Here is a 13,718-nt window from a genome sequence, read left to right on the forward strand (position 1 = left end):
TCAATGGAATACATCGAGATTGAGAAAGAGCTTATTCCATACAGGTTTGATATTTCTATTTCCGATACCCTGTTCACTTTCGAGGTGCATTACAATCCAGATTACGATTTCTTCACCGTCGATCTGGAACGGGATGGGGAAACCTTAGTGTACGGGGAAAAGCTAGTATACGGTCAGACGCTCTTTTACGACGTACAGGATAACCGGTTTCCGCGCCTGCCCATTGTGCCGTATGACAAATCAGAAAACAGTATAGCTGTAACATGGGAGACGCTCGGAGTGAGCGTCTTTCTGTATATATGGGATGGTGCAGATGGCTAAACAAAATTTTGGGCGGATTGCGGAGATTATGACCGGAAATATGTCCTTTGCGCTTTCCAAGTACACGATGGATGGCAGTGTACCATTTGACAATGATGCACTGCCCAATGAGTCGGAGCTAAGGGTCTGGAATCTGGCACAGACCACCATCAACAACATTAAGCGTAACGGGGTGCTAATGCTCAATGCGGGCTATACCGGAGATATTGGCATAATCCTACATGGCCGCATATCCGCCGTCCGCACACGATGGGAAGGCGTAGACAAGGTAACTACCATCAACGTGCTGGACAGTGAGGATCTGAGCAAGCGCGAGGTCACAGAGATTGCCTTTGCTAAAGGTACTCTGGCCAGCGCGATTATAAAGCAGATGGCGGGTTATATTGGTTTACCTGTAGCTCAAATGCAACTTTACCAGGACTACAGATACCAAGAGGGTTACACCGCAAAGGGCAAGGTCACTGATATTATTACGGAGGTCTGCAAGGACTGCAGAACATCCTGTTATATCAATCAAAGTAAATTGTATGTGCGTAATCTCCGCAGCGGCGCGGATGCTGTCTTTTCCCTGTCACCGGATACCGGATTAATCGGCAGCCCGGAGTTTTTCGAGGACAACGGCATCAAGGGATATAAGATTCAAGCGCAGCTGCAGCGCCGGATTACAACGGCATCCGTCATTAACCTGACCTGCCGGGAGTTTTCGGGCAGGCTGCACGTTCGCGGCGGTAGCCATAAATTTAGCAATACCGGTGATTTTATCACTGAGGTGGAGGCGGTTTTATGACAAAGATAAATCCCGCTGGTGCGCTGGCAGGGATAATGGAAGCCCACAGGGGTAAGCAGGGAGAAATTATAAACGTAGCAATGCCCTGCAAGGTTGTTGCTTTTGATACGGTTACGCTGCGGGCTGATGTGCAGCCGTTGCTTAAACTGACCGGCGGACAGCCTGCACAGATCATGTCAGTACCGGTAACCGGACAAAAGGTTAAGTTTAGCCTGGGCGATGGCCTGCAGGAGATTGAGACGATTATGCGCCCGGCGCTGGAGCGCGGTGACGTCGTGTTTGTTGTCTGCGCTGATGCCGAGATCAAAAATACACTCTCCGGCCAAGTGGCGGCCCCGGACACTGGCAGGCGACACAGCCGGAATGATGCGGTAATCGTGGGGGTGATGCCGTGCAGTCTTTAATGCTGGATGCATCAGGGGATTTGGTGTTCCTGGGCGATGAACTGCAGCTGGTGACCGGACCGGAAGAAATTGCACAGTGCTGCAAGTTGGCGCTAGGCACCAATCAGGGGGAGTGGTTCTTAGACCCTGAACTGGGGATAGACTTCTCTCGGATCACAGGCAAGGGCGTCACCGCCGATGAAGTGCGTTCCGAATTGACGGTGGGCATGTTGCAAGAGCCGAGGATTACGGAGGTCAATGACGTCGTGGTTACATTTGATCGTCCAAGCCGGACAGTGAGCGCAAACATAACGGCCACGGCCATCAACGGAGATGTAATAAAGATTGAGGGGGTTGATACCGTTGTTGGATAGCAAAGGATTTAAGCGTCTGCGCTTTGACGATCTGCTGGGGCAGATGGAGGACAAGGCCCGGGAAGCATTTGGCGATACGGTAAATACGTCAGCCCGGTCACCGTTGGGCATCATCTTGCGGATATTCGCTTTTTTCCTTGCCGCCATTTGGACCATGGCCGAGGACGTATACAACAGCGGGTACATTCCCACGGCCACGGGGAACAACTTGGACCGGCTGGGTCCGCAGGTCGGTATTACCCGAACGCTGGCGCAGTGGTCCGCTGGAGAACTGACGATTATCGGCACCTCGGGTTATGTCGTTCCGGCTGGATTTCGGGCGGCGACGGCGGATGGTGTCGTCTTTGAAACGATGGCAGATGTAACCTTGACCGGGGGTGTGGAAAAAGTTGCAATCGAGGCGCTGGATGCAGGAGCATCCGGTAATGTGGCTGCGGGTGCTATTACCGTTGTTGTTAATCCGGTACCGGAGATTACCGGTATAACCAATGCGGCGGCTGTCACCGGCGGCCGTGAGAAAGAGACAGACGCCGAGTTTAGAAATCGCTTTGATTTGTCCGTGGCCGGAGGTGGTGCGGCATCCGTAGATGCCCTGCGCGGTGCGCTGCTGCGGATGCCAGCAGTCCGGGCGGCGACCATCATTGAGAATACTGGTATTTCCCCGGACGCTGCTGGACGCCCACCGAAGTCATTTGAAGCTTACGTGCTGGGCGGCGATGAGCAGGAGATTGCCAACGCCATCTTTGCAACCAAGTCAGGCGGCGTGGAGGCTCACGGGAATATCACTAAACAGGTGGAGGACTTAGGCGGTTTGATGCATACGGTCAAGTTTTCCCGCGCCGCTGAGGTCAATATTAAGGTGTCGGTCAATGTCACGAAAAATGCGCAATATCCTGTTGATGGTGATGATCAGATTCGAGGGGCTATCCTGCGCTATATCGGCGGGGTTGATGCCGCCGGCTCCTACTATAACGGCCTGAGTATGGGCAACCCAGTGGTGTATACACGCTTAATCGGCGCTGTATATAGCGTAGAGGGTGTGGAGGACATTGTGCTTACTGTTGGTAAGGTGTCCGACAGCCTGGGAAGCGGCAATGTTGCGATACAACCGTATGAGGTTGCGCAGACCACAGCGGTACAGATTGCGGTGGATAGCCATGTTTAGCGTAAAGGACATGCTGCGGCGCTTTGCGGATACTTACAATAAATCTCCTGACAGCAACCTGGGCAAGCTGATCGGAATCATACATTCCGAGTTGACGCGGCTAGGAGACACTTTCGAACGTATTCGTGATTGGCGAGACATCGACTCGGCCCAGGGAACGACGCTGGACCGGATCGGCACCAACATTGTGCAATCGAGAGGCGCGGCGACGGATGAAGTGTACCGGGTGCTGCTAAAATCCAAGATTGCCCGGAACCTGTCGAAGACCGATGTAAATACAATTATTCGAGTGTTGGCTATCGCGTTGGACTGTGACTATTCCGACATTCGGATCGTTGAGAAATTCGACGATCCATTAGAGCCGGAGCCAGCGGCAATCAACTTAATAAGGGTACCAGTAAGGCGACTAAATGAGGTTGGCATGTCGCCTTTTCAGTTTGCTCGGATCATTCAGAAAACTGTTGCGGCTGGCGTGAGGGTGGCGCAGATCGAGTTGGCCGGGACGTTTGCGCTATCCTCACAATACGATGTTTTGGAGACAAGCCCTCTCGGCTTGGCAGATCCAGACATGACTATCGGTGGGGAGCTGGGAGAGGTATACGTTCCCGGTGATGATTATCCATTGCCAATATAGGAGGGATTAGATTGGCAGATTTCAATGAACAACTACCAGAATGGCAAGAGGGTGGGATTGAACCGCCAAACTCAAAGAAAGTTGCGGGATGGGCCGTAAATGATAAACCACCAGCGGGTTGGCTCAACTGGTTTTTTAACAGGACATACAAAGTCCTTGCGGAAATACGATCCGTCATATCCAGTCATAAGGCTGATACATCTGTCCATGTAACAGCGGCCAAACAAGTAGCTTGGGACGCCAAGGAGACAACAACCGGTGCTCAAACAAAAGCAGATAATGCTCAGGCTGCTGCTGCCTTAGATGCTACAGCTAAAGCTAATGCTGCAAGGGATGCGGCAACACTGGCAGCAGATGCGGCAGCTGACGCAGCAGAGGCAGCGGCAAAGGCTGCATCAATCCCTATAGGGCAAAAGGGCGCTGCTGGTGGTGTAGTAGAGTTGGGTGCCAACAGATATATTTCGCTTGCGGGTATAAATTTAAGTGGAGCTGTCCCTGAAATTATTTACACAGAGTCAGATACAGGAAAGATATGGTATCAGCTTGTGGACGGGGGAGTTATGTCTTTCCGGGAAGATGATTACAGTGGAGAAAGAATGCAACTAAATAGCGATGGCATGTATGTTTCCGGGGAAGTGACTTCTTCCGGTGACATGAAGATGACTGGGAATGCCATTGAGATTGGCGCATTAATCGACGTGCCTTTCAGCACAGGGTGGGCGCGCGGCTTCACCATTCGCAATGGTGATATTTCCAAGCAATTTCAATTCGGCGCGTTTGGCACTGGGGTGTCAGGAGAATTAGAACATGCCTATATAGGTTACGGCAGCGACCCATCAGCCAATCAAGTCATGCAATGGAAGAAAGATGGCACTATGAAAGTGTTTAACAGCACTATGGTGAAAAACCTGAACGCCGAATTTGTGGGAGGAAGAAAAGTAGACTCGTTTGCTTTATCTGTTCCATATATAAACTTCGGAGATTCAGATGCTCCGATGACCACCGCTGAGTTCATAACCCTTCTAACAAATATAGGGGCGTTTACTGCTAGTGGACATTGGGTAGCAAGAGGGGGATGGGCGTATGCTTACAATCGCACTATCACCGATTCAGGATTTGGTCATATCTCGTTAGCAGGAGCAGTAGTTGAGGTGACTGGAAACTCAACCTTTTTCACTGTCCGTATCCTTACCGCCCCACAAGCTGCTGTGGAATCCGATACAATAAATTCGGAATTCATCTATGCTCACAACGGACCTGAATACGTTAATGGGTGGAGAAGAAGTTGGAACAGCGCGAATATGCCTACCTACACCTCTAATTCGAACGCCAATACCCTTGTTGCGCGAAATGCAGACGGTAACTTTGCAGTAGGTAATGCAGTATATATGGGAGCAAATAACGGTCTGGTCACAGACGGGGCAACCATGTTCCACCGCTTGGGAGGAACAAACTATGTGTCGTGGGATACTCACAACGACATAGAGCTATATAAAGGGAGGCAAACGATTCATGGTGGCGCTAATCTCAATGACTATGTAAGTAACGGAGGTTATAGCCTATATGTAGAGGGCGGGGCGTATCTGAATGGTCCACCACCTGGATATTATCTATTAGATGTTAAAGTTGCCGCGAGCGGGTATGTGATTCAAGATGCAATAAGCGTGTTTGGAACAGTTAGGTTCTTCCGCGCCCGGACGGATGGGGGTGTTTGGTCGCCTTGGCTAGAGATACCTGTTAAGGATTATACCGGGAAGATTGCAAATGTATCTTTAAATAGGTACGTTGCTCTTGACAAGCCCTTAACAACAACATCGTCAACACTTCTAGCTAACTACGTACCATCAAAAATTACCATGGTCACTATTAAAACAAGTATGCGCGTAGCTGCTGTACGGAGTGTGTCTATGGCTGTAGTATATACTCCTCCAGGAGAGACTGCCTCAAGGACCATATACATTTTACCGGAGAATCAAATGGCGCCTACCGATTATTCTTTCATCCCTTTGACACTTACAATAGCAGCGAATAAACCGGTAGAAGTACACGCAAAGACTACCATTGCGGATTTTGTTTATGTGGATGTAATTATCACAGAGGAGGGATAAACAATGGTTTTATGGATACCGGGAACTGCAGACCGGGCCGATGTGCGGGCTGACAAGTATTTCAGTTCCAAAGAAAACTACAACGCGCCCGGCGCTATGCCTGTTCGTGGAGCTGTAACCATCACACCAAGCGCAATAGCCCAAGCTATCTTGGAGGGATACCATAACGGCATTGGTGTAGTAGCTGCTGTAACCTTCGATGCATCCAAGGTTACGAACGATACGACCATTGCCGGGACGCGTGGCACAATGCCCATGCATGATGGACATACACCAGGAGTACAGTACACCGTGTGGGCTGGAGACAGGTTTTTTATAATGCCTCCCGCCGGGAACTACAATGGCGTATCCTCATGGGTTACAGCAGCTATTCCCGGTCTAACAGCTGCCAATCTAAGGAGTGGGGTGAAGGTAGGCGACTTAGAAGGTGCGCTGGTAGAGGGAAGACGCTCTGCGGAAGGAACATTTGTTCATGGATCCGGGCAAACCGCCACAGTTACTGGACTGGGATTTACACCTAGTACAGTGGAAATCGCATGGACAGAGGATCAACACACCTTTCGCATAGGACGTTCGTACGGAGCATGGTACGCTTCGCAGGTTACAGGTAATGCCACCCAGCAGTATTATATAAACTTTGCTAATAGCACAGTATTTAGTGGAGGTTTTACAAGTGATATGTTATATGGCAATGGGCGACTAATCACATGGCGGGCGACAGAATAAAAAAAACAGGAGGGATTTATAGTGGAAATTGGAATGAAAATTTACTATGAACTGAAAACAGGCAATGTAATCTTCAATACCGGTGAACGGATCGGCATCGTGGCACCAACAACCCGAGAGCAGGATTTTGAGTCTTACAAGCTACTGGCAGAGCGGGTGCCGGAAACCGTGGGCCTGATTGAGTTGGAATATCGCCAGCATGCACAGGATTTTTTAAACGCTACTAGCTATCACGTCAATCTGGAAACAAAGAAGCTTGAATTTTCTTATGATCCTATTGACCCTGAGGAACCGACGGAACCAGTCTATCAGAAGCCACTCACGGAGCGGATAGCACTCGCGGAAACAGAGACTGCGGGAATGGCTTTGGAGCTTGCTCAGACTCAGGCACGACTCGATCAGTCCGAGCGGGATCAAGCATCACTACTCTTGAGCCTCGTGGAAGGAGGTGTTATCTAATATGGATTGGTACGCATTGATTAAGCGACATTTTGAAGCTGGCCGTTATACCGTTGAGCAGGTCCAAGTATTTGTGGCTGCAAAGAAGATTACAGCAAAGCAAGCTGAAGAGATTAAAACGAGCGCCGCATAGTAGGCGTTTTTATTTTGCCCTCGGAGCCGATCCGGGGGTTTTTACGTTGAGGGGAGAGCGGGGGAACGGGAGTGGAGATAACAACAATCACAGCAATAGTCGCAGCAATAAGCGGAGTTGTCCTTGGGTGGGTGACTAGGACATCAGCGTTTAAAAAGGATGTGGCTCAAGAGGCCGGGAGTGGTGCAGCCTTGCGTACAGACGTTGAGTACATCAAGCATGGCGTTGATGATGTCCGGTTTGAGTTAAAGGATCAGGTAAGGAGATTTGATGCGCTGACAGAGCGAGTGACGAGGGTTGAAGAGTCAGCCAAGCAAGCACATAAGCGGATAGACAAAATTGAGGAATAAGGGAGAGGGAAATTATGGAATGGAATACAGTGGCTAACTTTATTAAGCCAGAATTGCTTATCGTCGTGGTGGCATGTTGGGTGGTCGGTTACATCCTGAAGCAGACGCCGCGGGTGCCGGACTGGACGATCATCTATGTGGTCACGCTGGTGGCCCTATTTGCTGTCTGCTTCACATTGGGCTTTACTCCTGAGAGCATCCTGCAAGGTATCCTCTGCGGCGCTGTCGCGGTATACGGAAACCAATTGGTCAAGCAGGCCAAAAAGGGGGAATAAAGATGAGCCGTAAAATATCGCAAGTGGGAATTAAGTTCATCAAGTCGTTTGAGGGCTGCAGGCTCAAGGCTTACAAGCCTGTGCCAACGGAAACCCATTACACTATTGGTTGGGGCCACTACGGACCTGACGTTCAATTAGACATGACCATTACGCAGGCACAGGCTGACAGCATGCTGGTCGCCGACCTTGCCAAATATGAGGGATACGTTAACAACTCTAATTACGTGCCGGTTACAGCGCAGCTTAACCAAAACCAATTTGATGCGCTGGTGAGCTTTTGCTATAACTGCGGAAACGGTAGCTTAAAAAAGCTTTGCGCAGGCCGGACAATAGCGGAGATTTCCCAAAATATCACGAAGTACAACAAGGGCGGGGGGAATGTCCTGGCCGGACTCGTGCGCCGGCGACAGGAAGAACTGGAACTATTCAACAAATCTATTGAGACCGAACCGGTCAAGGGGGAAAACACTTTGGAATTAACAAACTATCAATGGAACACACTGCGCGCTCAAGTTAAGGTACTGCTGGATTCAGGTACGATTAAGGATACGGCATGGTTGGACAAGATCGACAATAAGACGCTGACAACATCAGAGCTTGCTTGGCTGACATTTACTGTTGCCAAAAAGTAAAGAGTGGATTCCCAAGCGTTTGGGTTTTCGGTTTACAAGTTATTCCTATAATGGTAATCTGACTTTACACGGATCGGAAGCACCGAAACGTGCAATCCGAAAGCATCGGCAGAAAGCTCGTCAACCTTAACAGGTCGGCGGGCTTTTTTTTGCGTTTCATGACAGTTTGAGCCATTGCTTAAAAATCCCTTATCCGGTTATAATACAAACAAATGTTCTTGTTTATGGGGGTGTAAATGATGCTTGACGATACCCCGCGCAAGTTGCTGCTTATCATAACCCATTATCAGCGACACTTTGGCAGTCTCCCTGGTATGCCGGAGCTGGAGAGGTTAAGCGGACGTATGCCGGTGCAGATCAAAGAAGGGCTCACAGTGCTGGCCCAGGAACACTATATCGTGTGGGACTCGGGCATGCCCCCGGAGAGGGCCGTAATTATAGAGGGCTGGGAAAGAGACAATCCATCCCATAATGTTGACCAAAAAGGGAGCAATACGGATTACTGGAACTACTATTGATTTCGGATTATCAAGCGTTTGGGAATATGAAAAGCCCCGCCAAACACATACCGGCGGGGGAAGGGATATTACAATTGATCCATTACCTCTTTATATTTATTAAACTCTTCTTCTTCCATTTCGCCCGTCATTTGTAGCAATACGTTCCCCTTTGAATAAGTATGAGAAAACGTCATTGCAGATGCTTTTCCGAGTTCATCATAATACTTTTGTAATTCTTCAAGGTCAGACTTCTTCTTAAAAACAAATACACGTCCACCGCTATCATCCCCGATAGAAGGAACTATGATTCGTTTCCCTTCATCAAAGCGCATTGGAGCAATGCCCATGTCTTTACTTGCAATATCAGTAGCGTTCTCTGCTTCTAATCCAACTGCTTTAAACTTAGCAACAACATCATCCGCACTGATGGAACTTTCCTCTTTGCTAGAACAACCGGCGAGTACAAATACAACCATTAAAAACAATAAGCCTATTCTTTTCATTAATTCAATTCCTCCACTAAAATAGTTCTAAATAAAAATATTTTAGCAGATTTAGGAAAATCAATCCATGCATTTTATTAAGATCAACAATATACAAAAGGACTCCCAGATTATTGGGAGCCTTTTTATTTGTTTTCCATCCGGCCATCATCAGGCGGGCAGTTCAATTGCCATTATTGGCTATTCGCTTCGATACGGAGCGCTTCTTTAACCGCATTTTGCAGCAGTAGAGAGTAATTCAAGCCTGCAGCGTCTCCAGCGTCACGCATCCACTTTGGAATAGAACAATTCTTAGTTACAGACTTGTTAGCGGCTGCGTCCTTATACGGAGGCAGGAATACATCAACGAAGACAATTCGGTCTGTAGCGTCTTCAAGCTCAATACGATCTGGCAGGGAAGGTGCAGGGAAGGCTTCGCCTTTTTCCTCCAGCTCCAGAAGACGGAAGGCAAGCAATTCCTTCGCACGCCAAATGCCGTCAGCCAAATCCTTGGGAATAATCGCAGTGCCAGAAAAGTCAGGGAAATACATGCCGATGCCGCCGTCTTCTGCCTGTTCAACCACTACTGGATACACATAGGTATTCAAATCATCACGCTCCTTTAAAATGAGAGGTAAGCAGAGGGGAAAGCCGGGGTTAAAACTCAACCCCGGAAGTCCGTTCTATGTTCTTGAGTGTCCCTTTCGGTATGGAGCGCCCGCCTGCATGGGCGCTAACATCAGCATATCGGGTTGGGTCTGTCGGGTGTATGTAGCGTTGATGACTGGTGCCTTTCCCGTGGTTCGGTGAAGGTCTGAACCCTGCATCCCGAAGGGCTTGGATAACTTCTCGGACTGTTTTTTGTTTCCCCATCGCTTACCTCCTTTCTATAATTTAATTATAACACGCATTATATTGCGCGTCAATAATAAAATGCGTAATATAATGCGCATGTGCATGCGAATAAATCGAATGGAGTATCTCGACTGTATAAGCTATACCTATCATTGGAATGGGGACATTATAGGGATTGTCAAATATCACTGATAACTTGGACTTCTACCATTTTTTCTACCGTCATGAGAAACCATAACAATACTTATAGAACCTTATACGCAGTGGAACGCACAAACTATAACGAATAGAACCTAATAAATACCTATGAAACCCATATGTTATGCACTCGTAATGCGTAGGCCGGGGGTTCAATTCCCTTCACCAGCATCCTTAGCAACTCAATCATGGCGCGGCTTTCCGGAATTTCGGAGGCTGCGCTTTTTTGCTGCAGTTTCTGATTAAAGGGGGAGATATTCATCTGATTAATTAGTCTCCAGCTTTTTCTTTTTCTCTTCTATAAGCTGCTTTACGGGATACAGTTCAAGATCTTTAACGCCCAGCCCGTGAAGTTGCTCAATAACGGTCTCTTTATCTTCAGCAAGAATTACTTTCCCTGTTGAAACATCGAGAATGCCTTCCTCATGTTTTTTATCCAGTGTAATACGCTTAAAGGCGATATATTTTTTATTCCAGCCCACTTCCTCTATAAAAGAATCGACCTTAACCGGGTCCTCATCCAGCTTACCCTTAATAAAATTTATCTCATCATTGCTCTGAAATAATCTGTAGTTACCAGTTAGAATTATAATGTTAGGCTCTCTATTATCTCTTGCGTCCTCTACAATCGTACATGATGAAGTTAGAGCTACTACACAAATCATGAATAAAATAGTCAATGTTTTTTTCATCCTGTATGCCCCGCTTATTCTGAATGATTAAATATTACTTTATATAGTTTACCAATATGCGTTAACTAACATTCGTATACTAGAGGTCAGAATCTCTCTGACCTCTAGTGATTTATAGGTTAATAGGTATTGATGTAGAAATAAATATCGTATGGCACTACTACTCCAAGTCTTTGATTATCGGCTGCATAGTTATTTACTATTGTAACAAATCTGCCAGGCAGGCCATTAGCGCTACTGTAGTTCCAATATTCAAAGTTATAGCGGTCACGAACGGTCGCAATGATAGACCATGCGCCTGATGATAACTTTTGTGCTGCGAATGTAGCGTTTACATTATGCAGCGCAAGATATTGATCTCTGTTTGCATTCAATGCAAAGGAAGTATTTTGTGAATAGTATGTAGCTGAGGTCTTGGGAATACTATTTCTAAATAGCAACAATGCTTTTTGAAATTCAGAGGAATACTGAATCGAACTGGCTTGATTTGATCCGTGATAATATATTAAAGTACTGGGTGAATCGGCCAGAGAATGTTGCAAAAATGTTCCGGACAAATAATACCCGCCGGCTATTAAAATACTTGCTCCCAAATTCCACTGACTTCTCAGAAAAGATTTAGTAAGTGATTGAGTTGCAGCTTTGGAATTGAGTTCGTTAGGTTCGTTGAATAATTGTTCATTCTCTAAGGACAACTGGTCTTCTTGAGAAGTGAAGAGTTCTTTTGCCATCTCATCTTCTACTTGAATTTGATCAAAAACTTGTTTGTGGAAAAGATCTTCTTCACTAAGATCGTTTTCTGCAAGAGGTGTAGCTGGTGCTTCTGCTTGATAATTTTGGATTTCATTTTCTTGACTTTCAGAAGCAAACACAGATGGAGATGAGGAAATTACTAGTGAGAGAATGAGGGAGGATGAAAGCAGCGTTTTTTTAATATTTTTCACGATAATTCTCCTTTTTCTGGTGTATTTATTCTTTAAGTCTAATAATGTCTCCTTTCTAAAATGTGAAATTTGTTTGTTTCCGTCTCATTTTACTATATTATTCCAGGGTAATTAAGTTAATTTATGTATTAATTAGATTACAATAATGTAAAATATAGTATTTGATAAAATGATTGATTCCGGCATGTTTTTAACCCAGTGGTCCAGAGCAAGAGGCTCTGGATCAGTGGGTACCTGGATTGATTTTTATCTTTGATTACGCGGAGAGCCAAAATATCCGTTTACTGCATTTTGGATCGCTGGATTTAGTGCAGTAAGTAGAGCGTCTTTGCATAACTTTTTCCGAAAAACATATCAATTACCAGATGAATAAAGAGCTAAGCGCTAGTCTGAATAAGCACACCCATTAAAACTTTCAGGTCCGACACGGTTAACGTTTACAGTGCTGTTCACAAATAAGGAATAGATGATCTCATCTGCTGGAGCGGGATTGTAGTCAGAGCCTATTAAGTAAAGCGGGAACAAATTAGTAGGTGTTGTTGCACCGGGATTTAATTGAAGCCGGTTTGAAGCAACTATGGGATCAGTAGCTGCACTCCCTCTAACCACAAACAGGTTTAACGTGATAAATCCTCCTGAAAACACAAAAAAAGTTGCGACGCCATTGAACTGTACCCTAATAGGGCCCTGAGATCCGGCAGTGGTTAATCCAATCTGGCCAATTAATACATTTTGGTTTGCTGTCAATCCTGCGCCATTCATGCTGCCGGCAATGCTAGCGTTTTGTGAAGTCCGTGCATCGAGTAAACGTGTCATACATCAAGCCTCCCATAGTTTTTGAGATATGCTATGCAGCTATTCCAAAGAGTTCGTCCGCAGGGAGGCAATCATTTAGAGACAGCTAGCCGCCAAGAGTTGTAATACATGCTTCACTAGCTTGTCTCATTGGGAACTATGGGATTATATGTAGAGATTGCACAGCGGGGGATAGCGGTTATACAGCGGCAGTTATTTTGAGGGGCTGGCATATGCGAAGGGAGGGGGATTCCCTCCCTCATGTCATTAAATAAAAAACGGGAGTAAGAACAAAGCAGTAATGGCGCCAAAAGGGATCCGTCTCTGGATAAAGCGGCGTCTGGGGAAAAAACCTGGATGGAACCCGAATTGTCTGTAGGTAGAGTTTTGCGCAGGCATACCCTGAAACATCTCGTTTGTGGGAATAGCAAGAGTAACGAAATCCTGGTCTACATGGGCAATAAACCCATCATGAGACTGACCATCTGTAGTAGTTACACCAACGTACTTATTCATGCAACTCCAAGAGACTTGTTGATAATTATTTGCGTCCATAAAATAATACCTCCTCAGATAAATACATCCTGACAACAGTCTATGGACTATAACCTATATTGTTGACGGCGAATGCCCATTAATAATTGTTTGGATTTGCAGAAGCTAAGTTATTCCAATAGTGGAGGAATCCTAAGGGCAAAAGGAAGAGTAAAGCAGTCGAGAGAAACTTTACAAAACCTTATTGAACCTTATAATGAGTAGTGAAGCGCCGCAAAGAATATACAGAACCTAATTGAACCTTACAGATAGGTGTGGGTTACGCTCATAATGCTTAAGCCGGGGGCAATTTCCTTCACCAGCATCTTAAAAAAACTATATGCGGCGCGGTTTTCCGGATTCCCGGT

The 13,718-nt window shown here is 46.6% G+C and carries 21 protein-coding genes; 14 read left to right on the forward strand and 7 right to left on the reverse strand.

Annotated elements, in window-relative coordinates; all coding sequences use genetic code 11:
* Positions 1–3 precede the first annotated feature (3 nt).
* The 14 genes from MHI45_RS21245 (at position 4) to MHI45_RS21310 (ending at position 8,868) form a co-directional block, all read left to right on the forward strand.
* Entirely contained in the window at positions 4–321 is a 318-nt protein-coding gene (locus tag MHI45_RS21245) for a phage baseplate plug family protein (RefSeq protein ID WP_341119394.1), read from the forward strand.
* On the forward strand, positions 314–1,108 hold the full coding sequence (locus MHI45_RS21250) for a phage protein (RefSeq protein ID WP_341119395.1): 795 nt from the start codon (positions 314–316) through the stop codon (positions 1,106–1,108). The genes MHI45_RS21245 and MHI45_RS21250 overlap by 8 nt, the downstream gene beginning before the upstream one ends.
* Positions 1,105–1,512, forward strand: coding sequence for a Gp138 family membrane-puncturing spike protein (locus MHI45_RS21255; RefSeq protein ID WP_341119396.1), 408 nt, complete (start codon positions 1,105–1,107; stop codon positions 1,510–1,512). Before MHI45_RS21250 ends, MHI45_RS21255 begins: the two co-directional genes overlap by 4 nt.
* Positions 1,500–1,865, forward strand: coding sequence for a DUF2634 domain-containing protein (locus MHI45_RS21260; protein ID WP_341119397.1), 366 nt, complete (start codon positions 1,500–1,502; stop codon positions 1,863–1,865). Before MHI45_RS21255 ends, MHI45_RS21260 begins: the two co-directional genes overlap by 13 nt.
* Positions 1,855–3,030, forward strand: coding sequence for a baseplate J/gp47 family protein (locus MHI45_RS21265; RefSeq protein WP_341119398.1), 1,176 nt, complete (start codon positions 1,855–1,857; stop codon positions 3,028–3,030). The genes MHI45_RS21260 and MHI45_RS21265 overlap by 11 nt, the downstream gene beginning before the upstream one ends.
* Positions 3,023–3,664 carry a hypothetical protein gene (locus tag MHI45_RS21270; protein ID WP_341119399.1) on the forward strand — a complete coding sequence of 214 codons (642 nt, stop codon included), beginning with the start codon at positions 3,023–3,025 and terminating at the stop codon, positions 3,662–3,664. Before MHI45_RS21265 ends, MHI45_RS21270 begins: the two co-directional genes overlap by 8 nt.
* An 11-nt stretch (positions 3,665–3,675) precedes the next feature.
* Positions 3,676–5,772, forward strand: a complete 2,097-nt coding sequence (locus MHI45_RS21275) for a pyocin knob domain-containing protein (protein ID WP_341119400.1) — start codon at positions 3,676–3,678, stop codon at positions 5,770–5,772.
* 3 nt (positions 5,773–5,775) lie between these two features.
* Positions 5,776–6,498: a hypothetical protein gene (locus MHI45_RS21280; RefSeq protein ID WP_341119401.1), complete on the forward strand. Its 723-nt coding sequence runs from the start codon at positions 5,776–5,778 to the stop codon at positions 6,496–6,498.
* Positions 6,499–6,519: 21 nt separating this feature from the next.
* Positions 6,520–6,957 carry a hypothetical protein gene (locus MHI45_RS21285; protein ID WP_341119402.1) on the forward strand — a complete coding sequence of 146 codons (438 nt, stop codon included), beginning with the start codon at positions 6,520–6,522 and terminating at the stop codon, positions 6,955–6,957.
* Between the two features lies 1 nt (position 6,958).
* Complete coding sequence (locus MHI45_RS21290; RefSeq protein WP_341119403.1) at positions 6,959–7,090, forward strand: XkdX family protein; 132 nt, start codon at positions 6,959–6,961, stop codon at positions 7,088–7,090.
* Positions 7,091–7,161: 71 nt separating this feature from the next.
* A complete protein-coding gene (locus MHI45_RS21295) occupies positions 7,162–7,440 on the forward strand; it encodes a hypothetical protein (RefSeq protein ID WP_341119404.1) in 279 nt (92 codons plus the stop codon).
* A gap of 14 nt (positions 7,441–7,454) precedes the next feature.
* Positions 7,455–7,715, forward strand: a complete 261-nt coding sequence (locus MHI45_RS21300; protein ID WP_341119405.1) for a phage holin family protein — start codon at positions 7,455–7,457, stop codon at positions 7,713–7,715.
* Positions 7,716–7,717: 2 nt separating this feature from the next.
* The gene (locus MHI45_RS21305) at positions 7,718–8,350 is read left to right on the forward strand and encodes a lysozyme (protein ID WP_341119406.1); all 633 of its coding nucleotides are present in this window, start codon (positions 7,718–7,720) and stop codon (positions 8,348–8,350) included.
* A 236-nt stretch (positions 8,351–8,586) separates the two neighbouring features.
* A complete protein-coding gene (locus MHI45_RS21310; protein ID WP_341119407.1) occupies positions 8,587–8,868 on the forward strand; it encodes a hypothetical protein in 282 nt (93 codons plus the stop codon).
* 68 nt (positions 8,869–8,936) lie between these two features.
* Here MHI45_RS21310 and MHI45_RS21315 read toward each other — a convergent pair whose 3' ends face one another.
* From MHI45_RS21315 to MHI45_RS21345, 7 genes are all read right to left on the reverse strand, one after another.
* Complete coding sequence (locus MHI45_RS21315) at positions 8,937–9,353, reverse strand: stress protein (RefSeq protein ID WP_341119408.1); 417 nt, start codon at positions 9,351–9,353, stop codon at positions 8,937–8,939.
* A 173-nt stretch (positions 9,354–9,526) separates the two neighbouring features.
* Positions 9,527–9,940 (reverse strand): type II toxin-antitoxin system HicB family antitoxin, encoded by a 414-nt coding sequence (locus tag MHI45_RS21320; protein WP_341119409.1) that lies wholly within the window; start codon positions 9,938–9,940, stop codon positions 9,527–9,529.
* 49 nt (positions 9,941–9,989) lie between these two features.
* The gene (locus MHI45_RS21325; protein ID WP_042201831.1) at positions 9,990–10,205 is read right to left on the reverse strand and encodes a type II toxin-antitoxin system HicA family toxin; all 216 of its coding nucleotides are present in this window, start codon (positions 10,203–10,205) and stop codon (positions 9,990–9,992) included.
* A gap of 446 nt (positions 10,206–10,651) precedes the next feature.
* Positions 10,652–11,077 (reverse strand): hypothetical protein, encoded by a 426-nt coding sequence (locus MHI45_RS21330; protein ID WP_076114621.1) that lies wholly within the window; start codon positions 11,075–11,077, stop codon positions 10,652–10,654.
* Between the two features lie 119 nt (positions 11,078–11,196).
* Positions 11,197–12,021, reverse strand: coding sequence for a hypothetical protein (locus MHI45_RS21335; protein ID WP_341119410.1), 825 nt, complete (start codon positions 12,019–12,021; stop codon positions 11,197–11,199).
* 384 nt (positions 12,022–12,405) lie between these two features.
* Entirely contained in the window at positions 12,406–12,837 is a 432-nt protein-coding gene (locus MHI45_RS21340) for a hypothetical protein (RefSeq protein WP_038585295.1), read from the reverse strand.
* Positions 12,838–13,083: 246 nt separating this feature from the next.
* Positions 13,084–13,371 (reverse strand): phosphatidylinositol kinase, encoded by a 288-nt coding sequence (locus tag MHI45_RS21345; RefSeq protein WP_076114619.1) that lies wholly within the window; start codon positions 13,369–13,371, stop codon positions 13,084–13,086.
* Positions 13,372–13,718: the final 347 nt, after the last annotated feature.

This window comes from Paenibacillus sp. FSL H3-0321 (genome assembly GCF_038002865.1).
GTDB lineage: Bacteria > Bacillota > Bacilli > Paenibacillales > Paenibacillaceae > Paenibacillus_AQ.

What these genes read in the sequence shown, in the direction of transcription:
- MHI45_RS21245 (WP_341119394.1), top strand. Translation starts at nt 4, where the DNA reads ATGGAATACATCGAGATTGAGAAAGAGCTTATTCCATACAGGTTTGAT.
- MHI45_RS21250 (WP_341119395.1), top strand. Translation starts at nt 314, where the DNA reads ATGGCTAAACAAAATTTTGGGCGGATTGCGGAGATTATGACCGGAAAT.
- MHI45_RS21255 (WP_341119396.1), top strand. Translation starts at nt 1,105, where the DNA reads ATGACAAAGATAAATCCCGCTGGTGCGCTGGCAGGGATAATGGAAGCC.
- MHI45_RS21270 (WP_341119399.1), top strand. Translation starts at nt 3,023, where the DNA reads ATGTTTAGCGTAAAGGACATGCTGCGGCGCTTTGCGGATACTTACAAT.
- MHI45_RS21280 (WP_341119401.1), top strand. Translation starts at nt 5,776, where the DNA reads ATGGTTTTATGGATACCGGGAACTGCAGACCGGGCCGATGTGCGGGCT.
- MHI45_RS21290 (WP_341119403.1), top strand. Translation starts at nt 6,959, where the DNA reads ATGGATTGGTACGCATTGATTAAGCGACATTTTGAAGCTGGCCGTTAT.
- MHI45_RS21300 (WP_341119405.1), top strand. Translation starts at nt 7,455, where the DNA reads ATGGAATGGAATACAGTGGCTAACTTTATTAAGCCAGAATTGCTTATC.
- MHI45_RS21305 (WP_341119406.1), top strand. Translation starts at nt 7,718, where the DNA reads ATGAGCCGTAAAATATCGCAAGTGGGAATTAAGTTCATCAAGTCGTTT.
- MHI45_RS21310 (WP_341119407.1), top strand. Translation starts at nt 8,587, where the DNA reads ATGATGCTTGACGATACCCCGCGCAAGTTGCTGCTTATCATAACCCAT.
- MHI45_RS21315 (WP_341119408.1), bottom strand. Translation starts at nt 9,353, where the DNA reads ATGAAAAGAATAGGCTTATTGTTTTTAATGGTTGTATTTGTACTCGCC.
- MHI45_RS21325 (WP_042201831.1), bottom strand. Translation starts at nt 10,205, where the DNA reads ATGGGGAAACAAAAAACAGTCCGAGAAGTTATCCAAGCCCTTCGGGAT.
- MHI45_RS21330 (WP_076114621.1), bottom strand. Translation starts at nt 11,077, where the DNA reads ATGAAAAAAACATTGACTATTTTATTCATGATTTGTGTAGTAGCTCTA.
- MHI45_RS21340 (WP_038585295.1), bottom strand. Translation starts at nt 12,837, where the DNA reads ATGACACGTTTACTCGATGCACGGACTTCACAAAACGCTAGCATTGCC.
- MHI45_RS21345 (WP_076114619.1), bottom strand. Translation starts at nt 13,371, where the DNA reads ATGGACGCAAATAATTATCAACAAGTCTCTTGGAGTTGCATGAATAAG.